The 23,969-nt window shown below is 43.6% G+C and carries 20 protein-coding genes; all 20 read left to right on the forward strand.

Going from position 1 to position 23,969, the window contains the following annotated elements; genetic code table 11:
- The first annotated feature begins 52 nt into the window (after positions 1 to 52).
- Positions 53 to 2,140, forward strand: coding sequence for an excinuclease ABC subunit UvrB (gene uvrB, locus Ga0466249_RS01470; protein WP_215827660.1), 2,088 nt, complete (start codon positions 53 to 55; stop codon positions 2,138 to 2,140).
- A gap of 50 nt (positions 2,141 to 2,190) precedes the next feature.
- Positions 2,191 to 5,019 carry an excinuclease ABC subunit UvrA gene (gene uvrA / locus Ga0466249_RS01475; protein WP_215827661.1) on the forward strand — a complete coding sequence of 943 codons (2,829 nt, stop codon included), beginning with the start codon at positions 2,191 to 2,193 and terminating at the stop codon, positions 5,017 to 5,019.
- Positions 5,020 to 5,326: 307 nt separating this feature from the next.
- Positions 5,327 to 7,123: an excinuclease ABC subunit UvrC gene (gene uvrC, locus Ga0466249_RS01480; RefSeq protein ID WP_215827662.1), complete on the forward strand. Its 1,797-nt coding sequence runs from the start codon at positions 5,327 to 5,329 to the stop codon at positions 7,121 to 7,123.
- 97 nt (positions 7,124 to 7,220) lie between these two features.
- Positions 7,221 to 8,651 (forward strand): sigma-54 interaction domain-containing protein, encoded by a 1,431-nt coding sequence (locus Ga0466249_RS01485; protein WP_215827663.1) that lies wholly within the window; start codon positions 7,221 to 7,223, stop codon positions 8,649 to 8,651.
- Positions 8,652 to 8,924: 273 nt separating this feature from the next.
- Positions 8,925 to 10,334 carry a hypothetical protein gene (locus Ga0466249_RS01490; protein WP_215827664.1) on the forward strand — a complete coding sequence of 470 codons (1,410 nt, stop codon included), beginning with the start codon at positions 8,925 to 8,927 and terminating at the stop codon, positions 10,332 to 10,334.
- A 75-nt stretch (positions 10,335 to 10,409) separates the two neighbouring features.
- Positions 10,410 to 11,876, forward strand: a complete 1,467-nt coding sequence (locus tag Ga0466249_RS01495; RefSeq protein ID WP_215827665.1) for a 4-hydroxyphenylacetate 3-hydroxylase family protein — start codon at positions 10,410 to 10,412, stop codon at positions 11,874 to 11,876.
- 47 nt (positions 11,877 to 11,923) lie between these two features.
- Positions 11,924 to 12,208: a NifU family protein gene (locus Ga0466249_RS01500; RefSeq protein ID WP_215827666.1), complete on the forward strand. Its 285-nt coding sequence runs from the start codon at positions 11,924 to 11,926 to the stop codon at positions 12,206 to 12,208.
- 1 nt (position 12,209) lies between these two features.
- Entirely contained in the window at positions 12,210 to 12,527 is a 318-nt protein-coding gene (locus Ga0466249_RS01505) for a hypothetical protein (protein WP_215827667.1), read from the forward strand.
- Positions 12,499 to 13,797, forward strand: a complete 1,299-nt coding sequence (locus tag Ga0466249_RS01510; protein WP_215827668.1) for an acetyl-CoA hydrolase/transferase family protein — start codon at positions 12,499 to 12,501, stop codon at positions 13,795 to 13,797. The genes Ga0466249_RS01505 and Ga0466249_RS01510 overlap by 29 nt, the downstream gene beginning before the upstream one ends.
- A 16-nt stretch (positions 13,798 to 13,813) precedes the next feature.
- On the forward strand, positions 13,814 to 14,146 hold the full coding sequence (locus tag Ga0466249_RS01515; RefSeq protein WP_215827669.1) for a CC/Se motif family (seleno)protein: 333 nt from the start codon (positions 13,814 to 13,816) through the stop codon (positions 14,144 to 14,146).
- Positions 14,147 to 14,425: 279 nt separating this feature from the next.
- On the forward strand, positions 14,426 to 16,450 hold the full coding sequence (locus tag Ga0466249_RS01520; RefSeq protein ID WP_215827670.1) for a methyl-accepting chemotaxis protein: 2,025 nt from the start codon (positions 14,426 to 14,428) through the stop codon (positions 16,448 to 16,450).
- A gap of 198 nt (positions 16,451 to 16,648) precedes the next feature.
- Positions 16,649 to 17,206, forward strand: coding sequence for a LemA family protein (locus Ga0466249_RS01525; protein WP_215827671.1), 558 nt, complete (start codon positions 16,649 to 16,651; stop codon positions 17,204 to 17,206).
- 14 nt (positions 17,207 to 17,220) lie between these two features.
- Positions 17,221 to 17,982: a TPM domain-containing protein gene (locus Ga0466249_RS01530; protein ID WP_215827672.1), complete on the forward strand. Its 762-nt coding sequence runs from the start codon at positions 17,221 to 17,223 to the stop codon at positions 17,980 to 17,982.
- A 71-nt stretch (positions 17,983 to 18,053) separates the two neighbouring features.
- The gene (rd, locus tag Ga0466249_RS01535; protein WP_215827673.1) at positions 18,054 to 18,215 is read left to right on the forward strand and encodes a rubredoxin; all 162 of its coding nucleotides are present in this window, start codon (positions 18,054 to 18,056) and stop codon (positions 18,213 to 18,215) included.
- Between the two features lie 94 nt (positions 18,216 to 18,309).
- Positions 18,310 to 19,131, forward strand: coding sequence for a Cof-type HAD-IIB family hydrolase (locus tag Ga0466249_RS01540; protein ID WP_215827674.1), 822 nt, complete (start codon positions 18,310 to 18,312; stop codon positions 19,129 to 19,131).
- 49 nt (positions 19,132 to 19,180) lie between these two features.
- Positions 19,181 to 19,918, forward strand: a complete 738-nt coding sequence (locus Ga0466249_RS01545; RefSeq protein WP_215827675.1) for a PHP domain-containing protein — start codon at positions 19,181 to 19,183, stop codon at positions 19,916 to 19,918.
- Positions 19,919 to 19,938: 20 nt separating this feature from the next.
- On the forward strand, positions 19,939 to 20,817 hold the full coding sequence (gene rapZ / locus Ga0466249_RS01550) for an RNase adapter RapZ (RefSeq protein WP_215827676.1): 879 nt from the start codon (positions 19,939 to 19,941) through the stop codon (positions 20,815 to 20,817).
- A 3-nt stretch (positions 20,818 to 20,820) separates the two neighbouring features.
- Positions 20,821 to 22,179, forward strand: a complete 1,359-nt coding sequence (gene mgfK / locus Ga0466249_RS01555) for a gluconeogenesis morphogenetic factor MgfK (protein ID WP_215827677.1) — start codon at positions 20,821 to 20,823, stop codon at positions 22,177 to 22,179.
- Between the two features lie 12 nt (positions 22,180 to 22,191).
- Positions 22,192 to 23,142, forward strand: coding sequence for a DNA-binding protein WhiA (gene whiA, locus Ga0466249_RS01560; RefSeq protein ID WP_215827678.1), 951 nt, complete (start codon positions 22,192 to 22,194; stop codon positions 23,140 to 23,142).
- Positions 23,143 to 23,907: a polysaccharide deacetylase family protein gene (locus tag Ga0466249_RS01565; protein WP_215827679.1), complete on the forward strand. Its 765-nt coding sequence runs from the start codon at positions 23,143 to 23,145 to the stop codon at positions 23,905 to 23,907.
- The last annotated feature ends 62 nt before the right edge of the window (positions 23,908 to 23,969 follow it).

The raw sequence follows: 23,969 nt of genomic DNA on the forward strand, positions 1-23,969 counted from the left end.
TATAAAGATAAATTATTTTCATTTATTATAGATTTCTAAGGGGGTCGTGACGATGGGGACTGTTCCGAAGCTGAATACTGTATTTCATGAAGGAGGCATTCCTTTTGAAGTGCATGCTCCCTATGATGCGGCAGGCGATCAGCCAGCTGCGATTGAGCAATTAGTTCAGGGGATTGAGCAAAATATGAAAGGTCAAGTGTTGCTTGGAGCCACAGGAACAGGTAAGACGTTTACAATTGCGAAAGTCATTGAAAAGGTGCAAAAACCGACACTTGTGATTGCCCATAATAAGACACTAGCGGCGCAGCTTGCTAGTGAATTCAAAGAATTTTTCCCCAACAATGCTGTGGAGTATTTTGTGAGCTATTACGACTATTATCAACCTGAGGCTTATATCGCTCAGACAGATACGTACATTGCGAAAGATGCATCAATTAACGATGAAATTGATAAATTGCGACATTCAGCGACAAGTTCTTTATTTGAACGACGTGATGTGATTATTGTGGCGAGTGTGTCTTGTATTTACGGCTTGGGTTCGCCTGATGAGTATCACGGTCTGGTGCTGTCGCTCAGAGAGGGACAAGTGAAGGATCGTGATGAAATTTTACGCAAGCTAGTAGAAATTCAGTATGAACGCAATGATATTAATTTTGTGCGCGGCAAGTTTCGGGTGCGTGGCGATGTTATTGAAGTTTTCCCTGCTGGCTATGGAGAACGAGCCGTACGGATTGAGTTGTTTGGCGATGAAGTAGAACGGATTGTTGAGCTTGATACCCTAACAGGTGAAATACTCGCCAAGCGCAAGCATATTGCGATTTATCCTGCTTCACACTATGTTACCTCGCGTGAGAATCTGACACGGGCCGTCGGCGATATTGAAGCGGAGCTTGCCGATTGTCTGATGAAACTTCGGGCCGAAGGCAAATTGCTTGAAGCGCAGCGCTTGGAGCAGCGCACGCATTATGATTTGGAAATGATGGCTGAAATGGGTTATTGTTCAGGCATTGAAAATTACTCGCGTCATTTAACAGGCCGTGCGCCAGGCGATTCCCCTTATACACTGATTGATTATTTTCCGGAAGATTTTTTGATGGTTGTTGATGAGTCCCATGTGACACTTCCCCAGGTTAAGGCCATGTATGCCGGTGATCGTTCGCGGAAGGATTCGCTTATTGGCAATGGTTTTCGCCTTCCATCAGCTTATGATAATCGACCACTGAAATTTGATGAATTTGAAGAACGTATTCATCAAATTATTTATGTATCAGCCACGCCGTCGGAATATGAAGTGCGTGATTCAGAGCAGATTGTGCAGCAAATTATTCGTCCAACAGGCTTGGTTGATCCTGAAGTGGAGGTACGGCCCATTGAAGGACAGCTCGATGATTTGCTTGGTGAAGTCAAGGTGCGCGCGGCTCGGAATGAGCGAGTTCTTGTTACGACACTGACTAAGAAGATGGCGGAAGACTTGACGGAATTCTTAAAGGAAACAGGGATTAAAGTACGGTATTTGCATTCGGATATTGCGACAATTGAGCGGGGCGAGATTATCCGAGATCTTCGCGCGGGTGTGTTTGATGTTCTTGTGGGCATTAATTTGTTACGTGAAGGGTTGGATTTGCCTGAAGTCTCGCTTGTCGCGATCCTTGACGCGGATAAGGAAGGTTTTTTACGGTCGGAGACGTCGATGATTCAGACGATTGGCCGGGCGGCACGCAATGCTCATGGACGGGTCATTATGTATGCCAATCATCAAACAGGTTCAATGAAACGGGCCATTGATGAAACAACACGGCGGCGGAATATTCAACTAGCTCATAACAAAAAGTATGGTATTACTCCGCAGACAATTGTGAAAAAGGTTCGTGACTTAATTCAAACAACGAAGGTAGCTGAGGCGGAAACACCTTATGAGCCGGATGTGCTGAGCAACCTGAGTAAGCGCGAAATGCAGGATCTTACGGCCAGTTTGGAAAAAGAGATGAAAGCGGCTGCCAAGGCGCTGGAATTTGAGCGAGCAGGCGAATTGCGCGATGAAATTAAGAAACTCAAGAAGATGCTCAATGAGAGCGAGACTAAAGCAAAGACGGCTGGTAAAGCAAAGAGAGCCAGGCAAACGCGCATAAAATCGAATTGATTTTTTTGGACAAAGGCCAGTGGACAATGATGGAAGAGAGGAACAAGTGAGTGAAGGAACAGATTTTTGTTAAGGGTGCCAGACAGCACAATCTAAAAAATATTGATATTGCGATTCCCCGTGATAAGCTTGTGGTGATTACAGGGCTGAGTGGTTCAGGCAAGTCATCGCTTGCTTTTGATACGATTTATGCGGAAGGACAGCGTCGTTATGTGGAGTCACTTTCTGCTTATGCCCGGCAGTTTTTAGGGCAAATGGACAAGCCTGATGTGGATTATATTGAGGGGTTGTCACCAGCCATTTCTATTGATCAAAAAACAACGAGCCGTAATCCCCGTTCGACAGTGGGGACGGTAACAGAGATCTATGATTATTTACGGCTCTTGTTTGCCCGGGCGGGTGTGCCGTATTGTCCGCATTGCGGTAAGCCCATTCGTCAGCAAACGGTGGAGCAAATGGTGGATCAACTTAGGACTCTTGGCGATGGGGTGCGTCTGACTGTTTTGGCGCCTGTGATTCGCGGCAAGAAAGGCGAGCATGTGAAGGTGCTGGCCCAGATTCGCAAAGATGGCTACGTACGGGTTCGCGTCGATGGCCAGACACTCGATGTGGCGGAAGACATTTCGCTGGAAAAGAATAAAAAGCATACGATTGAGGTTGTCGTAGATCGTGTGATTGTGCGCCAAGGCAGTGAATCCCGTTTGGCAGAATCATTAGAAACGGCGCTGAAAGTAGGCAACGGTGTGGTTCTTGTCAATGCGGGCGGCAAGGAAGATCTGACATTTAGCCAGAATTTTGCTTGCGTGGATTGCGGTATCAGTCTACCCGAAATTGCACCGCGCATGTTTTCTTTTAACAGTCCCTATGGTGCCTGTCCGGCTTGCACTGGTCTGGGCTATAATATGGAGCTTGATCCAAGCAGCATTATTCCCGATGGCAGTAAGACGCTGGGTGACGGAGCCATTGCGGCTGTCAGCAAGAATCGAAATTCTTATTTTATGTGTCAGCTTGAGGCGCTTGTCACTCAGCACGGTCATTCTTTTGATGAGCCGTGGGATAGTCTGCCTGAAAAACTGCAACAGCTTATTTTGCAGGGCTCTGATGAAAAATTGACTTTCCAATATGAAAATATGTATGGTGAGACGCGCACCTATCAGGTACCTTTTGAAGGAACTCTCCCGCTGTTAAGCAGACGGTATCGTGAATCGACTTCTGATATGATGCGGGAGGAAATTGAGGAATTTATGAGTGTGAAGCCTTGTCCAAAATGTCATGGTGCAAGGCTGAAACCGGAATCACTGGCTATTCGTATTGGTTCGAAGAATATCTATGAAGTGACGCAGCTCAATATTGCTGACAGTCAACAATTTTTTTCTGCCGTCGAGCTTACTGAGCGACAGCAGCTGATTGCCAGGCAGATTCTGAAAGAAATTGATGCGAGACTGGGATTTTTAAATAATGTTGGTCTTGATTATATTACGCTGGATCGTGCAGCAGGTACTTTGAGCGGCGGCGAGGCGCAGCGTATTCGTCTGGCAACCCAGATTGGTTCCGGTCTCGTGGGGGTTCTCTATATTCTCGATGAACCCAGCATTGGATTACATCAGCGTGATAACAATCGCTTGCTTGACACGCTCAAGCACTTACGTGATTTAGGCAATACGCTGCTTGTTGTTGAGCATGACGAAGATACCATGTATGCAGCGGACCATATTATTGATATTGGCCCTCTTGCTGGGGTGCACGGGGGCAAGGTCGTGGCCCAGGGAACGGTAGAAGATATTAAAAATTGTCCGGAATCCATTACAGGTCAGTATTTAAGCGGAAAGAAGAGCATTCCTGTACCAGCCAAACGGCGTAAGCCCAATGGAAAATGGATTGAAGTGGTGGGGGCCAGGGAAAATAACTTAAAAAACATTACGGCTCGGTTTCCTTTAGGCGTGTTTACGGCTGTAACGGGGGTGTCTGGCTCAGGTAAAAGTACGCTTGTCAATGAAATTCTTTATAAAGGATTGGCGCAAAAGGTGTATGGCAGCCGTGCTAAGCCTGGGGCTCATAAAACGCTTGTTGGTGCCGAAAATATTGATAAAATTATTGAAATCGACCAGTCGCCCATCGGTCGTACACCGCGTTCGAATCCGGCTACCTATACAGGGCTGTTTGACGGTATACGCGAGGTATTCAGCCAGACGCCTGACAGCCGTATCAGAGGTTATAAACCCGGCCGATTTAGTTTTAATGTCAAAGGCGGCCGCTGCGAGGCCTGTCATGGTGACGGCATTATTAAAATTGAGATGCATTTTCTGCCTGATGTTTATGTGCCTTGTGAAGTATGTAAAGGAGCCCGTTATAATAGAGAAACTTTAGAAGTACGCTATAAAGGCAAAAGTATCGCGCAAGTGCTTGATATGATTGTGGATGAAGCGGTAGATTTCTTTCAGAATATCCCGAAACTGCATCGAAAATTGCAAATTCTCAAGGATGTAGGCTTAGGTTATATCAAATTGGGTCAACCTGCGACGACATTATCAGGCGGTGAGGCGCAGCGCGTAAAGCTGTCCACTGAGCTTGCCAAGCGTAGTACAGGCAAGACGATTTATATTTTAGACGAACCGACGACAGGGCTGCATACAGCCGATATTCATCGTTTACTTGAGGTATTGCAGCGCCTTGTTGATGGCGGCGACACAGTCATTGTTATTGAACATAATTTGGATGTCATTAAGACAGCCGATTATATTCTGGACTTGGGTCCAGAAGGCGGCGTACGCGGCGGTACCTTAGTAGCGCAGGGAACACCGGAACAAATCGTTCGTGAAAGGACTTCCTATACGGGGCAATATTTAGCACCCCTCCTTGAACGGGGAACGAGCAAGTAAAATTGAATGAATAAACTGCCCACTTTGTTAAACAGAGTGGGCAGTTTGCAAGGAAACGGGCAATAAAAAAAGGCGACCGTTGGTGCGGTCGCTGTTAAGCACTACGTGCTTGAACAAATAGGCATTTATTGTTAGAGTTTCCTCTTATTATTGGATTATTGGAAAAATTTATATTTAAATGATACTTGGTCCTAATATCAACTATTATAAAACACGGTCCTTGTTTTTACAATAACTTTTTGAACATTTTGGTTATATTGTGTAACTTTACTACAAGCTGAATGAGGAGAATCTGGAGGTGTTGGCTGTGACAGAAGAGGTGGCGGAAAAACTTGTCCTGTTACCGGATCGGCCGGGCTGTTATTTGATGAAGGACAGTCAAGGGAAAATTATTTATGTGGGTAAGGCTATTAATCTAAAAAATCGTGTGCGTTCTTATTTTCAATCCAGCGTCAACCATTCTCCTAAAGTAAATGCCCTTGTGTCTCATATTGCGGATTTGGAAATCATTATTACAAATTCCGAGATTGAGGCACTTATTTTAGAGTGTAATTTAATTAAAAAGCATTGTCCTAAATACAATATTAGTTTGCGTGATGATAAAACCTTTCCCTATATTAAAGTGACAACGACAGAACAATATCCGAGAATTTATGCGACGCGTAAGGTGTTAAAGGATGGTGCACGTTATTTTGGTCCCTATACAAATGCCGGGGCCATGCATGAAACGATTCACTTGTTAAAACGGCTCTTTTCGCTGCGTTCTTGCCGGAAATTGGATGCCAAGCGTCCTTGTCTGCAATATCATATGAAGCGTTGTTTGGCGCCTTGTGCAGGATTCATTACGCCTACAGACTATGGCGCTATGATTGCTGCGGTGTGCTTGTTTTTGGAGGGACGCAGTGATACAGTGGTGAAAATGCTGCAGAAGAATATGGAAGAAGCGGCTGAAAGGCTGGAGTTTGAGCAAGCTGCGCGTTTTCGTGATCAGCTGGCCGCTGTCGAAAAAGTCAGGGAAAAACAGAATATAGTCACAGGGTCTGGTGATCACGATGTCGTGGGGCTAGCCCGTTCAATTGTTGGGACATGTGCGCAGGTCTTTTTTGTGCGTAGTGGCAAATTGATCGGTCGGGATCACTTTTTGATTGCTGGCAGTGAGGAAGAAGCGGACGGTGAAGTTCTTGCCGCTTTTTTAAAGCAGTATTATAGTCGGGCGACATTTATTCCACGGGAGATCTTGCTTCCTTATGAGCTGAGTGAACGAGCGGTGTTTTCCCAGTGGCTTACAGAGACGAAAGGCAGCAAGGTGGAGCTTGAAGTACCTCAACGCGGTACCAAGCGAGATCTTGTGAAGCTTGCTGAAGGCAATGCTTCGCTTGTTTTGGAGCAGCAGGCACAGAAGATATCACTGGCTGAGGAGCAAACAACAGGCGCTGTTCGCGATTTAGGCCGTTATCTGGGACTCACTACTGAGCCGGATCGCATCGAATGTTTTGATATTTCCCATACACAAGGGGCTGAAACAGTGGCTTCCATGGTGGTATTTCAGGGGGGAGTGCCGAAAAAGGATGATTACCGCCGCTACAAGCTTCTGACAGTAGAAGGGAAGCCTGATGATTTTAAGTCCATGCAGGAAGTAGTGGGGCGCCGTTACGGAAAGGACGATTTGCCGCGCCCGGATCTGATTATTATTGATGGCGGAAAGGGGCAGCTAAATAGTGCTTTGCCTGTGATTCGTCAGTGCGGACTTAGCACTGTCCCTGTCGTGGGACTTGCCAAGGAGTTCGAATATATTTACCGTGAGGGCGAGTCGGAGCCAGTCATTCTGCCGCGGCATGGACAGGCTCTCTATCTCGTTCAGCGGATTCGTGATGAGGCCCATCGTTTTGCTATTACTTATCATCGTAAACTCCGGGCCAAACGCAATTTAGTGTCCATTTTAGATCATGTTCAAGGCATTGGACCTAAGCGGCGCCAAGCTTTATGGGACCACTTCGGCACGCTTGCAAAAATAAAAGCGGCTTCTCTTGATGAACTTACGGCAGTTGCGGGTATGAATGAAAAAACAGCACAAGCCGTGTATTTATTTTTTCGTCGTACATGAGAAAAAAAGAAGAACACAAAATAAAAGGAAATTTTCTGATTTAAGTCGAATTTTCCGTTTTAAAGAGATATTATGTCGCAATTTGTGAGGGGTGCTATTGAATAAAAAAATTCGGGATAATGAGTGCAATGTGAGTGGTACGGAACAGCAAGGACAGTTGGAAGAGTTTGAAGCCATTATTAATTCTTCCTATGATGGAATTTTTATTACGGATGGGCAGGGCAAGGTGCTCCATATTAACCATGCCTACGAGCGTATTACCGGAATCAAGGCGGAAGAAATTATTGGTCAGACTATGACTCATTTAGTAGCGCGTAAATTCTATGATCAATCGGTTACAGTTTTAGTTATTGAGCAGAGAAAGCGGATTACAATTAATCAAACCGTCCGGGGTACTCATCAAATTCTTGTGACAGGAAACCCGATTTTTGATAAACAGGGGAATTTGTATCGTGTTGTGACGAATGTGCGGGATATTACGGAACTTGTTAATCTCAGGGATCAATTAAGGGAAAAGGAAGAGCAGACTCTGAAATATAAAGCTGAATTATCGCATTTGCGTGCCTTACAGGTAGAAGAGAAGGAGCTTGTTTTTCGTAGCTCAGCCATGGCTAGAGCCGTAGAATTGGCCACGAAAATTGCTGAAGTGGATTCGACAGTGCTGATTACAGGCGAATCAGGTACAGGCAAGGAGCTCATTGCCAAGCTGATTCATAAACGGGGCAAGGGTCTTGATAAACCTTTTATTAAGGTGAATTGTGCGGCCATTCCTGAGACCTTAATCGAATCGGAACTTTTTGGCTATGAAGGCGGGGCATTTACCGGTGCCAGGCGGGAAGGTAAACCGGGTTTGTTTGAACTGGCTCATGGGGGAACGCTTTTTTTAGATGAAGTAGGGGATTTGCCCCTCGCGGTTCAAGTCAAACTGCTTCGGGTATTGCAGGAAAAAGAAGTGGTTCGAGTGGGAAGCGGTAAAGCCATTAAGGTCGATGTGCGGATTATTTCGGCTACTCATCGCGATATTGGAAAAATGGTAAAAAATGACCAGTTTCGCGAGGATTTATATTATCGTCTCATGGTTATTCCGCTTCAATTAACTTCTTTGCGTGACCGGAAGGAAGATATTCCTGTTCTGATTCCCTTTTTCTTGGACAAGTTTAATGCGCATTTTGGTTTTCATAAAGTCATGGCACCTCAAACGGTCGCTAAACTAGTCAAGTATGCTTGGCCGGGTAATGTGCGCGAATTGGAAAATCTGATTGAACGTCTCATGGTAACGGCACCAGGTGATGAATTGACGGAGGATTTGCTGCCAACAGGTATCTCTGAACGCATTTCATTACCTAAAAGTGGTACGAAGTTAAAAGAAGCAGTAGAACAAACGGAAATTTATTTGTTGTCAGAGGCCTTTAAAAAATGTGGTTCATGGGCAGAAGCCGCAGAAATGCTAGGTATTGATCGAGCGACAGTATTTCGTAAGGTAACGAAGTATGGATTAAAAACAAAAAAAGTCGCAAAATTAAAATAGTCGCAATATTGCGACTGCATGAGTAATGCCAGGTGTAGAAAGCAATTTATCGAATAATCAGAAAAACAAGTCGCATTCTTGCGATAAACGTTTTGTGAATAGGCAGTCGAAAGCTAATGTTTCGGCTGCTTTTCTATATTTATCAGATTGGCATGAAAATTGCAAATAATATAATTGATTGATGAATCGCAAGTGAGATTAAGAATGGATGGAGGGATAAAATCGTTTCTAGGGTAAGTTCAGTAAAAATTTAGGACGAAGGGATTGATCTATTTGAGCTGGTTAGGACCGATTTATAAACGTAATCATGGAGAAAAACAGCCATTTATTCCACTAGGACCTTTTCAACTGCGTTTACCATTTATTCATTACCGTTTCGAATTACCTGATTATATTCAAGGTTTATTGATGTGTGCTGTTTGTCTTGGTATTATTCCAGTCTTACAAGAGTATCTTGGCATGCCTTTTGAAGTGGCCATTACGATTGTTATTATGAACGGTTTCTTGTATCTGTGGCATTCTCATCTTGGCGATCCCGTTGTCCCTGGTTGGATTACGCCAGCCATACCGCTATTGTTGCTGTGGCTTAAGGCTGTTCCGGAAGGTGTACCACGCATGCATTCCTTGATTGCCTTCGAAATGGAACTGGGGATTTTTGCTCTTTTCCTTGGTGTAACCGGTTTGGCCAAAAAATTTGTAGATATTGTGCCAGACGCTTTAAAAGCCGGTATTTTAATTGGAGCAGGTATTGCTGCTGTACGACTAGTATTTGATACGGGTAAAAACTTTGATCAGTATCCCTGGACAATTACAATTGCTGTCGGGATTGGTTTTTACATTTTATTTTCGAATCACTTTAAAGTATTGCGCGTTAAAAGTAAAGTGCTTAAAACAATTTCCGACTTAGGGCTAATGCCATCGATTGCGTTGGCCATTGTCATTGCACCACTTCTCGGAGAATTACCTTGGCCAGATATTAAATGGGGATTTACTATTCCCCAATTCTACACCGTTATTACCGAATGGAGTCCCTTTGCTGAGCGAATCGGTTGGCCGCCTCTACACTATTATATTTCGGCTATGCCGCTGGTAGCCGCTATATATGTTGTATTATTTGGCGAGCTTATTCAGGCGGAAGCTTTAATTGATGAAGCACGTGAATTCCGTCATGGTGATGAAAATGTTCACTATGATGCGAATCGAAATAATATGATTTGTGGTCTGCGTAATATATTTATGTCTTGTTTTGGTCCTGATCTGTCGATGTGCGGCCCACTTTGGGCAGCGATGCAGGTTGTGACTTGTGAACGCTATAAACATGGACGGGAAGCGATGGACAGTTTATTTGGTGGTGTAGCTTCTTTCCGCTTGGGAACTTTTACTGGATATTTTCTGGCACCGATTGTCTCTTTAGTGAAACCGATATTGCCTATTGCACTTTCTTTAACGATGTTGGTGCAAGGCTATGTAGCTGTTCGGGTTGGTATTTTAAAAGCCCGTACGTTTAATGACCTTGGTGTGGCTGGCATTGTGGCAGCTGTATTGATTGCACGAGGTGCCGGATACGCTTTCGCAGTAGGCATTGTTCTCTGTGTATTAATTTATGGCAAAGAATTTTTCCGGGATTGGCATAAATACGATAAGGAAAAAGATCCTGTATTTAATAGCCGAATTTCAGATTAACAATTTCTACGAAGGGTTTAACAGAGAATTTTTAAAAGAGTTCTCTGATTATAAAAATATTAGGAGGGTACTACCATGACTTTGAAAACACCTGAACAGTATGAAGAAAGTTTACGGGCACTGAATCTGAAGGTTTATTTGCAAGGAGAGCTTGTTGAAAATCCAGTCGATCATCCCATTATTCGTCCTTCCATGAATTCTGTAAAAGCCACTTATGAATTAGCGCAAGATCCGAAATATGCTGATTTGATGACAGCCACTTCTCATTTGACAGGCGAAAAGGTGAACCGTTTCTGTCATCTTCATCAGAGTTCCGCTGACTTGGTGAAAAAAGTAAAAATGCAGCGCTTGTTAGGTCAAAAAACCGCAGCCTGTTTCCAGCGTTGTGTCGGTATGGATGCTATTAATGCTGTGGACAGTGTAACATTTGAAATGGATGAAAAATTAGGTACGAAGTATCATGAAAATTTTGAAAAATTTCTGCGCAAGATGCAACAGGAAGACTGGACTGTTGACGGAGCTATGACAGATCCGAAAGGCGATCGTTACCTAGCGCCAAGCAAGCAGGCTGATCCAGATTTGTTTGTTCATATTGTGGAAAGACGGAAAGATGGTATTGTTGTTTGCGGTGCTAAAGCTCATCAAACAGGCGCTATTAATTCTCACTGGATTTTAGTGATGCCGACCATTTCCATGGGAAAAGATGATGCGGATTATGCTGTCAGCTTCTGTGCTCCTGCGGATGAAGAAGGTATCTACTATATTTATGGACGGCAATCGTGTGATACGCGTAAACTCGAGGGTGGCAGCATTGATGTAGGCAATAAGAAATTCGGCGGTCATGAAGCCTTGATGGTCTTCGATCATGTCTTTATTCCCTGGGAAAATGTCTTTATGGCAGGCGAGACAGAATTTAGCGGCCTCCTTGTGGAACGGTTTGCAGGTTATCATCGTCAAAGCTATGGTGGATGTAAAGTCGGAGTGGGTGATGTTCTGATCGGTGCTACGGCTCTTGCTGCCGATTACAATGGTGCAGCGCGGGCATCGCATGTGAAAGATAAAATTATCGAAATGCAGCATTTAAATGAGACTCTTTATGCCTGTGGCATTGCATGTTCGGCTGAGGGACACAAAACAGCGTCAGGAACTTATCTCATTGATTTACTCCTTGCCAATGTATGTAAGCAGAATGTTACGCGTTTTCCTTATGAGATTGCTCGTTTAGCGGAAGATATTGCAGGCGGATTAATGGTAACGATGCCTTCTGAGAAAGATCTGCGTCATCCAGTCATCGGCAAAGTGGTTGAAAAATACTTTAAAGGTGTGGCATCAATTCCGACAGAATGGCGGATGCGCATCTTGCGGCTCATTGAAAACATTACACTCGGCACAGCAGCCGTGGGTTATCGGACGGAATCCATGCATGGTGCAGGATCGCCACAGGCCCAACGGATTATGATAGCACGGCAGGGGAATATTGAAGCCAAGAAAGAATTAGCTAAGGCCATTGCCGGTATTCCAGATCAGGGCGCAGCTAAATAAGACAGCTTTGTGAAAATAAGTAGAATTGAAGATAGGCGGGAAATTCTATGAATAGTATCGAGCAAATTATTGAACAGAAAATTCGGCCAATCCTTCAGAGTCATGAAGGCGACATAGATTATTTAGATACGACGGAAGACGGGTTTGTCAGGGTGAGATTAACCGGAGCATGTTCTACATGCTCCGGTGCTAGGCAAACATTAAAGGAAGTTGTCGAACAGGTTATTCAAGCGGAGCGTCCGGAGATTAAAGGCGTTGTCCCTGTTTTTGAAGTGAGTGAAGACTTGATTCAGCAAGCTTTGCATATTTTGCGCAAGGGGCAGCCGTCGTAGTATGAAGAGAATTGTGGGAATCCAGTTTTGTGGCGGGTGCAACCCGCGTATTAATCGAGAAAAAATTGCTTATGAAGTGCGCGACAAATTGAGAGAACAAGGCTACGAGATTGTATGGAATCGAAAGGATTGCGATTTTGTAGTTTTTATCAGTGGCTGTACAGTGAGTTGCGCTGAACAACAGAGCTGCAGTAAACCATCTGTCCGGGTTGCTGCAGCGACTGTTGATTTTAAGGAAGAACGTGAAGATAAAATTGCAGTGGAAATTTTAATGAAGGTGGCGAGTTATTTTGGACAATTGGAGAAGCCTTTATGCTGAAAAATTGGCGACACCTGAGCAAGCGCTGAAACATGTGAAATCAGGTGATCGCGTGCTGCTGGGGCACGCCGTGGGTGAGCCGCCAACTCTTGTGGACGCTTTAGTTGCGCGTGCGCCGGAATTGGAAAATGTGGAGGTTGTCCATATGGTAGCCATGGGACCGGCGAAATATGCTCAGGTGGGTATGGAAAAAAGTTTTCGCCATAATGGATTTTTTATTGGCGCGACCACTCGCAAAGCTGTACAAGAACATCGGGCTGATTTTACACCTTGCTTTTTTTCGGAAATTCCCCGTCTGTTTCAAACAACGGTACCGATAGATGTACTTCTAATGCAAGTGACTCCACCTGATGAGGAAGGCTTTTGCAGCTATGGCGTATCGTCAGATTATACCAAGCCGGCAGCAGAAGTGGCTAAATTGGTCATTGCTCAGATGAATGATCAAATGCCTTTTACAGGTGGTCCGAAGATTCATTTAAAGGATATTGATATGATCGTGGAGCACAGCGAACCCATTGTGGAGCTGAAACCACCTAAAATAGGCGATGTTGAGCGGGCGATTGGGGAAAATGTCGCCTCACTAGTTGAGGATGGCTCGACACTTCAATTAGGGATTGGTGCCATTCCTGATGCGGTACTGTTATTCTTAAAAGACAAAAAGGACCTAGGGATTCATTCTGAAATGTTTTCTGATGGCGTAGTGGACTTGGCTTTGGCTGGTGTCGTGACAAATAAGAAAAAAAAGCTGCATCAAGGCAAATTCACTATTTCGTTCTTGATGGGAACGAAGAAGCTTTATGATTTTGTGGATCATAATCCAGATGTAGAAGTTTATCCGGTCGATTATGTGAATGATCCTTTTATCATTGGTCAGTATGATAAGATGGTGTGCATTAATTCGGCTCTCCAGGTTAATTTGATGGGGGAAGTCAATGCCGAAATGATAGGCAATTGTCAATTTAGCGGTGTGGGCGGTCAGGTTGATTTTGTTCGCGGTGCCTCGCGGTCGAAAGGCGGCAAATCGATTATTGCTCTTCCGGCGACGGCGGCGCATGGCACGATTTCACGGATTGTCTGTGAACTTGATAGAGGCGCGGCCGTTACAACGAGTCGTAATGATGTGCATTATGTTGTCACAGAATATGGAATCGCTGATTTACGCGGTAAAACGCTTCGTGACAGAGCGGAGGCTCTTATCGCCATTAGTCATCCTGATTTCAGAGAAAAATTGCGTGCTCAGGCAATTGAACTTGGATCATTAAGCCGTTAAGACGACGGGAGGTTCTATGTTTGACATAAAGGATGATGCGGCAAAATATATTCAACAGCATGGTGGTGCCATTATCATTAGCTTTACGCTAGAACCAGCTATTGGCGGGTGTCCTTGCGCGGGGAAAAGTGTTACAGGTTCTTATATACCAAATATTGCAGTGGGTATTCCCGCGATGGAAGATACGGCTGGCTATGAGGTTGTGCAAGTTGATGAGATTCGAATTTTTTATCACCAGCGGCTAACAATTAAGCAAGGATTTAAAGCTATCGAAATTAAATTGAGATCCCTTTTATTGGTGAAATGGCTGGAAATCACAGGTGCAACAGCCCTTAGTGATCATAGTTGATTTTGCAAATAGAAGATTAACCCCCAAAAAGAGTTGCTTTTAAGTAACCTGCTGATTGCAAACAGGTGTAGCAGTTCTTAGTGATCCTGCTCGATCTTGTAAATAAGAGAGATTCAGAAATTTTTAGTAAAGAACTTAAAACGTCAGAAGGGGCAGATTGAAATTCTTCGATTTTCCCCTTCTAATTATATGCAGTATTTCAATTCTAAAAATTGTTTTTTAGTAGTTAAATTCTTGCTGATTGTCTAGATTATACACAAGTGGGGGGAGGGGGCAAATTTGCTAAAAACTATTTCGTATAAAGCGAAAATGTTATTTTATATTATGCCTGTTGTTATAGTGGGGCTGCTTGCTGTTGGAGTTGCAGCTTATTTAGGGGTAAATCGCCTAATTAATGATGAATTAAGTAAAAGTATGCTGGTCACAACGGGTGAAACGGCGAATACTATTACAACTTGGCTTAAGGGGAACATGCTTGAACCGCAAACAATTGCGGCGACTCCGACAGTTCAGACTATCAATACAGATTTTGCGGCCGTTGATGCACTTAATATTGAGCGCCATAAGTATTTGCATAGTGCGTACCCGGAAATATTTCAGGATATTTATGCGGCAAATCGAGCGGGTGATTATCATACGGTATTGCAAAATGGAAATCAATTTTCATTTTTTCTTGGTAATATCAAGTCACGTGATTATTTTCAGTCGATTATGAAGGGGGGGCCAACACAAATAACGGCTCCTCTTATCTCTAAAACAACGGGCAAACCGACAATATTTATCGTTTCACCTATTAAAGATAATAATCAAGTGCCACAAGGTTTAGTAGGAGCGGGAATTTCTCTTCAGTATGTACAAAAAATTACCGAGCGCTTGAAATATGGTCAAACAGGCTATGGAATTATGATTGCTAAGGATGGTACCTACATTCAACATCCGAAGCAAGAATTGATTATGAATAAGAAGATTATCGAGATAGAAGATCCTTCGACACAGGAATTAGGGAAAAGAATGATGGCAGGACAAGCGGGGATTTATCAGTATACATTTGAAGGTGACAAAAAAATTGCATTTTATCAACCTATTCCGATTACCGGTTGGTCCGTCGCTACGGTTGTTTCTGAAAAAGAGTTTTTTGCACCCGCCAATGTCATGATCCACTTTTTGGTCATTGCTCTTGTTATTGTACTGCTGCTTGTTAGTGCAGTTATTTGGTTTGTTGCCAAGAAATTAACAAAGCCATTGGAGGAACTTGTTCATTATGCACGAGAAATTGCGCAAGGTAATTTAGCTGTCAAGGCACTTTCTATTGATTCACAAGATGAAATTGGACAACTTTCTGATGCTTTTAATCATATGACGACTAATCTGCAAAATTTAGTTGGAGAAATAGCTCAGGTAACGGAGCAAGTTGCGGCTTCTTCTGAAGAATTGACTGCTAGTGCGGAACAATCTTCTCATGCAGCTGCCTTAGTGGCATCGTCTATTAATGAGGTTGCCCAGGGGGCAGAGACGCAGAGTAATGTAACGAATTCGGTTTCTACAGAAATCGAACGAATGTCAACAGAGCTTCAGCAAGCGGCGGGAAATGCCAATCATGTCGCATCCATGTCAAATAAAACGGCTGATGCCGCTCAAGATGGCAGTAAGGCAGTGAAAATGGCCATGACTCAGATGGGGAGTATTGACAAGACTGTGACCAATTCGGCACAAGTGGTTATGAAGCTTGGTGAACGTTCGAAAGAGATCGGTAAAATTGTTGATACCATATCGAACATCGCGAGTCAAACGAATCTTTTGGCGCTCAATGCAGCGATTGAAGCAGCAAGGGCTGGAGAACAGGGGCGTGGGTTCTCTGTTGTCGCCGAGGAAGTGCGCAAACTTGCGGAACAGTCGGAGGAAGCGGCAAAGAAAATTGCTGATTTAATTGGCGAAATTCAAGTGGATACGGATAAGGCTGTTGTTGCTATGGAGGAAGGAACAAAGGAAGTCAAAATAGGCTCGGATGTAGTGAACAATGCTGACTTAGCCTTTAATCAGATTGCTAAATTAATTGAGGAAATGTCGGATCAAGTAAAAAAAATATCGGCTAATATGCAAAATGTGGCCGGTGGCAGCCAAAAAATTGTCACGTCAATTCGACAGCTTAATGATATAACCAAGGAAACAGCAGCACAAACGCAGACTGTTTCAGCGGCTACGGAAGAACAATCGGCATCAATGGAAGAGATTGCTGGCTCAAGCAATGCCTTGGCCAAGATGGCTGAAAAACTTCAAAGTGCCGTACGGCAATTTCAATTGTGATACATAACCTTTTCTAACTGAGGCATACTTGATGTAGTAAATCTTAGGCATAAAGAAACGATAGTGATGAACCCATCACTATCGTTTCTTTATTATTGCATTTTCTTTGATTTTTTAGCGAAACGTAGTAAAATAGAGTGTACCTGGATCCTTCAGGTAATTTATGAAAAATGCAAGTTTGAGGAGGATTTTTGATCGATGCAAAACAAATCAGTATGGATTATACTGGGTGTCATTGTCTTGTTGCTTTTAGGGATAATGACCAGTTACAACGGATTGGTGAATCTGAATGAAAACGTGAATGGCAAGTGGAGTCAAATTGATAATCAGTTGCAACGTCGCAGTGATCTGATCCCCAATTTAGTCAATACGGTCAAAGGTTATGCGGGACATGAACAGGCAGCTATTCAGGCTGTTGCTGATGCCCGGGCCAAATTAGGCGGCGCTCAGGGACCGGCTGCAAAGGCACAGGCCGATGGTGAAATGTCGAGCGCTTTGAGTCGATTACTCGTTGTTGCCGAAAATTATCCGAATTTAAAAGCAGATAAAAACTTTCGGCAGTTAATGGATGAATTGAGTGGTACAGAAAATCGTATTGCTGTGGCAAGAAAAGATTATAATGATTCTGTGCAAATTTATAATACAAAAATTCATACCTTGCCAAACAGTCTGTTTTCCGGCATGATGGGTTTTTCACAGAAAGAATATTTTAAAGCCGATGAAGATGCTAAAGCTGTACCGAAAGTTCAATTTTAAGTGAGGCGATAGTCTTGAAAAAATGGCTAATCTGCCTAGTATTTCTGCTAAGTCTCGTTGGCACGGCTGTGGGGTTTGCGGCGCAGATTCCTTCGGCTCCGACATCAAGTATTTATGTACAGGACTACGCTGGTGTCCTCAGTAATGACAGTAAGGCTAAAATTAATGATATGGGTGCCAAACTAGCGGCCCAGACGAAAGCGCAAGTCGTTGTTGTTACAGTAAAGTCCCTGAATGGACAATCTATTGATGAATTCGGTCTGGAAATTTTACGGCAGTGGGGAATTGGTGATAAGACGCTGAATAATGGTGTGCTTATGCTTGTTGCTGTAAATGACAGACAGTCGCGGATTGAAGTTGGTTATGGTTTAGAAGGGCCACTTCCTGATGGTAAAACGGGTCGAATTCAAGATGAATCGATGATCCCCTATTTTAAAAATGGCCAATATGAGCAGGGAATTTTAAATGGTTATGTAGCTTTGCTGGGGGAAGTAGCCAAGGAATACAATGTTCCAGTTCCTCACGCTGAAGTCAAGGCAGCGCGCAGTCAGACGCAAAATGCAGACTCTGTCACAGCTTTGCCTTGGTGGGTAAAGATTCTTCTCTTTGGGGGTCTCATTCTCTTAGTTGTATCTGATTGGATGTTTTTTGGCGGGTTTCTTACGGGACTGATTTTATCGTTGCTTTTTCGGCGCGGAGGCGGCGGGGGTGGCGGTAATGGTGGTGGTTTTGGCGGCGGCAGCGGCGGTGGCGGTGGCTCAAATCGAAACTGGTAATTAGATGAAAGCTATGATAAACTAATAATGGTTTTCGCGCTATAAATACAAAAAAAAGGAGTGTTGAATGAATGGCAAAGTATGTATGTACCGTTTGTGGTTATGAATATGATGAAGCAGCTGGCGATCCTGATAACGGAATTGCTCCAGGAACAACTTTTGACAACCTGCCTGAGGATTGGGTTTGTCCACTCTGTGGTGTTGGCAAAGACCAGTTTGAGAAACAAGACTAACTTTAATAAATAACACCGTTTATTAAGCAACGAGCCTTGCAGTGGAATGCTGTGAGGCTTGTTTTATAAAGAACGTGATATGAGGAGGATTAGCATGAAAAAAAACATTCGCCTAATTGCAATTGATTTAGATGATACATTGCTTGATAATAATATTCAAGTTTCACCACGGGCCATTGCCGCCATTCGGGCTGCTGTAAAGCGTGGCATCACAGTCACCCTTGCTACAGGACGCATGTTTGCTTCTGCTGTTATTTTTGCAAAACAAATTGGCTTGGATGTTCCACTTATTACCTATAATGGCGGTCTTATCCGATCTTCTTTGACTGGTGAAACTTTTCTTCATCGACCTGTACCTGCAGATGTAGCCGGGGAAATTTTAAGACTTTTTTATCATCACCGTTGGTACATCCAGTCTTATGTAGAAGATAAGCTTTATGTGGATGAGCTTGACGATTATGCTTTGACATATGCTCGTATGTCGAAGATAACGCCTGTAGCCATCGGTAAAAAAATGTATACGATGAAAGCGGCACCGACAAAATTACTCGGTATGACAGAGGAGAAAAATGTGAAGCCCCTTATTCATCAACTGATGCAGCTTTTTCCTGGCCAGCTTTATGCTACAAGCTCCAAACCGGGTTATGTGGAGATGATGCATCCGTCTGTGAATAAAGGGCAGGCTTTGGCGCTTTTGGCTAATAAACTAGGCATTTTGCAAGCAGAAGTGATGGCTGTTGGTGATTCCCTAAATGATGTCGATATGCTGGAATTTGCCGGTTTTGGCGTAGCCATGGGGAATGCGGTACCTGAGGTAAAAGCCGTGGCTCAGGCTGTGACACTCCGTAATAATGAGGATGGTGTGGCTGAGGCAATTGAGAAATATGTATTAGGTGGCAATTCTTTGCATTTTTAACTTTCCTGCCCTATAATTGTAATGAAAACAGCTAAGGAAGGTGATCTTTGTGAAGTTTATTGCCGACTTACATGTTCATACCGTAGCTAGCGGGCATGCCTATAGTACGGTGCTGGAAATTGCGCAAGCAACTGCTGCAAAAAACGAGCTTAAAATGATTGCGTTAACGGATCATGGCACAAAGATGCCAGGGGGACCTCATTCCTATCATTTTGCTAATTTGGTGGCGATTCCTGAGCGCGTGAGTGGTATTCGCATTCTTAAAGGTATTGAGGCTAATCTGATCGATTTGAAAGGAACTCTTGATTTAGAGAAACAGTATTTGGAAAGACTGGATGTCGTTGCAGCAGGTCTCCATGCTTTTTGCTGTCCTGTTGGATCGTCGAAGGACAATACGACGATGATTGTCAATGCCATCAAGAGTGGTTCGGTCGATATTATTGTTCATCCAGGAAATCCGGAATTTTTAATTGATGAGGCAGCTGTGGTAGAAGCAGCAACAAAATTTGATGTCGCCCTTGAAATTAATAATTGCTCCCTCACTGCAGCTCGGCTGGGGAGTGAGGCCCATTGCCATCATATTATTCAATTGGCCAAGGTTGCCAAAACAAAATTGATTGTCGGTTCTGATAGTCATTTTGCCGAGACGGTCGGGGATTTTGGAGCGGCGGCGGAAATTTTATCCGACCATGGTATCCCGGAAGAACAGGTGCTGAATACGTCGATTGAACGGTTATTGTCTCATTTGAACAGGCGAAAGAATCGTAATCATCTTGTTACTTTTTAATTTTTAAAGGTGGTGACTGCATGGAAAACATTCGTTTAGTCATTATTACTGGCATGTCTGGTGCTGGTAAAACGCAAGTAAGCCGGACGCTTGAGGATTTAGGTTATTTCTGTGTTGACAATTTGCCGCCCATGTTGATTGCAAAATTCTTTGAATTATGTATGCAACCAGGAAACACAGTCCATAAAGTTGCTTTAGTTGTTGATACGCGGGGTGGTGAGTTTTTTGGCTCACTTGTGGAAACATTAGAAGAGATGGAACTGCATGGTCATCTGTATGAGGTCCTTTATTTAGAAGCCTCTGATGAGACTCTTATTAGACGTTATAAAGAGTCTCGCCGCAGACATCCGCTCGCTCAAAATGGTCGTGTAAGCGAGGGAATATTACAAGAACGTAAGATGCTTGAGAAGATTCGTGGTCGTGCCACTCATATTCTTGATACATCGGACTTTACAACCAATCAGCTTCGGGATAAGGTAACAGCTCTTTTTGCGGGGGATCAGGAATATGAGCGGATGAATATTGCTGTTGTGTCTTTTGGTTTTAAATATGGCATACCTATTGATGCCGACATGGTCTTTGATGTACGCTTTTTACCGAATCCCTTTTATGTGGAATCATTGCGTAAGCACAGTGGTCAAGAGCCTGATGTAGGTGAATACATTTGGAAATGGCCGATTACGCAGCAGTTTATGGAAAAACTTGGCGGACTGATTGATTTTCTTGTTCCAAACTATATTAAAGAGGGAAAAAGTCAGTTGATTATTGCTATTGGCTGCACAGGTGGAATGCATCGTTCCGTCTTTGTAGCTCAGCGTATTTATGAAGCACTTCGTAAGAAGGGGTATAAGGTTAATATAGAACATAGAGACATGAAGCATAATGTAATTGAGGTGTAGTCGATGCATTATTTGAAATGGCTGTATCCAGGCATGAAATTTAAACGATGGCTGCTATTGTTTTCCATAGGTGTTATTGCAGCTAGTCTTGGTTTGGCCATTGTGTTTAATTATAAATATATTGGGGTTGTGGAAGAAACCATTTTTCGCTTGGTCTATTTGACAACAGGGAAATATGAATATACAGCAACGTTTATTGCGGGTATGAGTGTTGTCATGCTGGGATTTTTAGTTATGGCCTTTGCAACACGGCAGATTATTCGTTCGGTTGTTGCTGTCTTGTTTCCTGAAGGGTCGGAAAAGCTTGTTGAATTAATTTTTGAAAAGCGGAAATTAAATCGGGGTCCCTGCGTAACAGTAATCGGTGGTGGTACGGGACTGTCTGTATTGCTAAGGGGTATTAAAAGTGTGACAAGCAATATTACGGCCATTGTCACTGTCGCCGATGATGGTGGATCTTCAGGCCGGATTCGTCAAGATCTGGGGATGATTCCGCCAGGGGATTTGCGCAGCTGCATGGTCGCACTCGCCGATACGGAGCCTTTGATGGAAAAACTGTTTCAGCATCGGTTTGGGGGCATTGGTAATTTGGCGGGACATAGTTTTGGCAACTTGTATATTGCCGCTATGACCGAAATTTTGGGTGATGTTGAACTGGCATTGAAAGAATCCAGCAAAGTCCTTGCTGTTCGAGGTCAAGTACTGCCGTCTTCTATTGAAACAATTCGACTTGTTGCTACCATGGAAGATGGCACTGTTGTGGAAGGGGAATCTCAGATTCCTTTAGCACAAAAGAAGATTGCCAAGGTAGCTATTGAGCCGAAAGACGTGCGTCCTGTTGCGGCGGCATTAGACGCCATTACGGATGCAGACGCAGTGATTTTAGGACCAGGCAGTTTGTATACAAGTATTTTGCCAAATCTTTTAATTCCAGGTATGGCTGATGCGCTGCGTAATAGCGAGGCTGTGATTATTTACGTTTGTAATGTTATGACGCAGCCTGGCGAAACAGATGACTTTACGGCTTATGATCATGTAAAGGCCGTTTTGGATCATGTAGGCCCCTGTATTGATTATGTTGTAGTAAATAGTCAAAAAGTAGCGGAAGAACTGCAAAGTGTCTATGGACAGCAAGGAGCTTCACCTGTTGCAGTTGATATTGCGGCCATTGAGTCGCTAGGTGTGAAGGTCGTTCCTGCTAATATTATTAGTGAAACGAATTTTGTTCGTCATGATCCTGTTAAGTTATCACGGACTATTATGTCCATGGTTTATAAGCTCAAAGCGAATTCAGAGCGTATGAAGCTTCTTGATTATTACTTGATTGGCGAACATCTGAAAGAATTAAAGGATGAAAAATAGTCGGGTGAGAGTATGTCAGTTCCTATATCCTACGCAAATAGTGTAAAAAATGAGCTGGCTCGCGTTGTTAGCAGCAAAAGTTGCTGCCAAACGGCGGAACTGGCTTCTTTGATGCGCATGGGTGGCAATATGGTCATTGGTGGCAATCGGAATTTGGGGATCAACTTTACGACGGAAAACGCCGCTGTGGCGCGTAAGGTTCTCGTTGTTATGAAACAGCGGTTTCAACTGCAAACACAAGTCGTTGTGACGCGCAGTCGCCGACTTAAAAAGAATAATTCTTATCTCGTCAAAGTCATTCCGACATCTGAAGTGACTGAGTTATTAACACAATTGGGTCTTATGCGTGAAGGAGAGATTTATTCGGGTCAGGACAAGGCCTTTTTCCGTAAAGCTTGTTGTCGCAAAGCTTATTTGCGTGGAGCTTTTTTAGGCGGTGGTTCTGTCAACAGGCCTGAAGGAGATTATCATTTAGAGTTGGTTTCGAGTAGTGAAGAATATGGAAAAACACTTGTCGGATTGATGAAGTATTTCAATTTTCCCGCGCGTATGACAGACAGGAAAGCGGATTATATTGTTTATCTGAAAGATGGTGACGCTATTGAGGCTTTTCTGCGTCTTATTGGTGCGAGCGAATCAGTGAAACTATTTAAAAATGTGCGACGTGTCAAAGAAATGCGCAACAGAGTGAATCGTTTGGTCAATTGTGAAACAGCCAATTTGCAAAAAACCGTGGATGCTTCTTTTCGTCAAGTGGAAAATATCAAATTGATTGCCAAAGCCCAAGGGCTGGCGAGTCTTCCAGGTACTTTACGTGAGGCCGCAGAAGTTAGACTTAACTATCCTGAAGCAACGCTGCAGGAACTTGTAGAGAAGTTAGGCGGTACGGTAGGTAAGTCAGGTATGAATCATCGCCTGCGCAAATTGGAACAAATCGCGCAGGCTTTGACAGGGGGAAAATAAATGTTTAATAAGCGAACAGGCTGGATCGTCCTGTTACTTTGTTGTATCGCATTACTGATCTTCTTATGGGGTCGGACCAAAATGCAAGGTGTGCCTATTTTGGCATATCATGAAGTTGTTGCTGATGGCGAAATGTATAGCATTGATCCGAAGCAGTTTGAAGCGCAACTGAACTATTTAAAACAAGAAGGCTATCATAGCGTATCCCTTCATGATGTTTTCGAAGCGAGGGAAGGGCGCGGTACTTTGCCTGACAAGCCCATTGTGTTGACGTTTGATGACGGCTATGAAGATAATTATACTCAGGCACTGCCTCTTATGGAAAAGTATGGTTTTTCCGGTACGGTGTTTATTATTTCCAGCAAGCCAGGTGAGGAAGAGTATCTATCATGGGATGAAATTCGAACCATGCAAGACCGTCATACCGAGATAGGCTCTCATACAGTCAGTCATCTTGCTTTGGATGAAGTGCCTCGCGCGGAAAAACAACAGGAAATTGTTGATTCAAAACGAGTCATTGAAGAAAAAATTGGTCGGCCTGTTGAATTTTTGGCCTATCCTTTCGGGGCTTACGATAAGGACTGTTTTGAGTTTTTAAGAAATGCGGGTTATCGTGGCGCGTGCGCGGGTGTACCTGGTTATAATCTGCCGGATGATAAAAATCCCTATCGCCTAAAACGCGTGAATATTCCTCGTCCACATTTTGGTCTCATGGAATTTAAATTGCGTATCTTAAAGTCCTTGCTATTTAGCCCATTTACCTAAGAATCGGATGCAGCGTCTGTTTACGATCGGCAATTTTAGTGTTTTAGCAATTTCTCATTGTC

The sequence above is a fragment of the Pelorhabdus rhamnosifermentans genome (genome assembly GCF_018835585.1).
In the GTDB taxonomy this organism is placed as follows: Bacteria; Bacillota; Negativicutes; order UMGS1260; family UMGS1260; genus Pelorhabdus; species Pelorhabdus rhamnosifermentans.

Coding starts and splice junctions, on each gene's coding strand:
- uvrB (WP_215827660.1), top strand. CDS start 53: ATGGGGACTGTTCCGAAGCTGAATACTGTATTTCATGAAGGAGGCATT.
- Ga0466249_RS01495 (WP_215827665.1), top strand. CDS start 10,410: ATGACTTTGAAAACACCTGAACAGTATGAAGAAAGTTTACGGGCACTG.
- Ga0466249_RS01500 (WP_215827666.1), top strand. CDS start 11,924: ATGAATAGTATCGAGCAAATTATTGAACAGAAAATTCGGCCAATCCTT.
- Ga0466249_RS01505 (WP_215827667.1), top strand. CDS start 12,210: ATGAAGAGAATTGTGGGAATCCAGTTTTGTGGCGGGTGCAACCCGCGT.
- Ga0466249_RS01515 (WP_215827669.1), top strand. CDS start 13,814: ATGTTTGACATAAAGGATGATGCGGCAAAATATATTCAACAGCATGGT.
- Ga0466249_RS01525 (WP_215827671.1), top strand. CDS start 16,649: ATGCAAAACAAATCAGTATGGATTATACTGGGTGTCATTGTCTTGTTG.
- rd (WP_215827673.1), top strand. CDS start 18,054: ATGGCAAAGTATGTATGTACCGTTTGTGGTTATGAATATGATGAAGCA.
- Ga0466249_RS01540 (WP_215827674.1), top strand. CDS start 18,310: ATGAAAAAAAACATTCGCCTAATTGCAATTGATTTAGATGATACATTG.
- rapZ (WP_215827676.1), top strand. CDS start 19,939: ATGGAAAACATTCGTTTAGTCATTATTACTGGCATGTCTGGTGCTGGT.
- mgfK (WP_215827677.1), top strand. CDS start 20,821: ATGCATTATTTGAAATGGCTGTATCCAGGCATGAAATTTAAACGATGG.
- whiA (WP_215827678.1), top strand. CDS start 22,192: ATGTCAGTTCCTATATCCTACGCAAATAGTGTAAAAAATGAGCTGGCT.
- Ga0466249_RS01565 (WP_215827679.1), top strand. CDS start 23,143: ATGTTTAATAAGCGAACAGGCTGGATCGTCCTGTTACTTTGTTGTATC.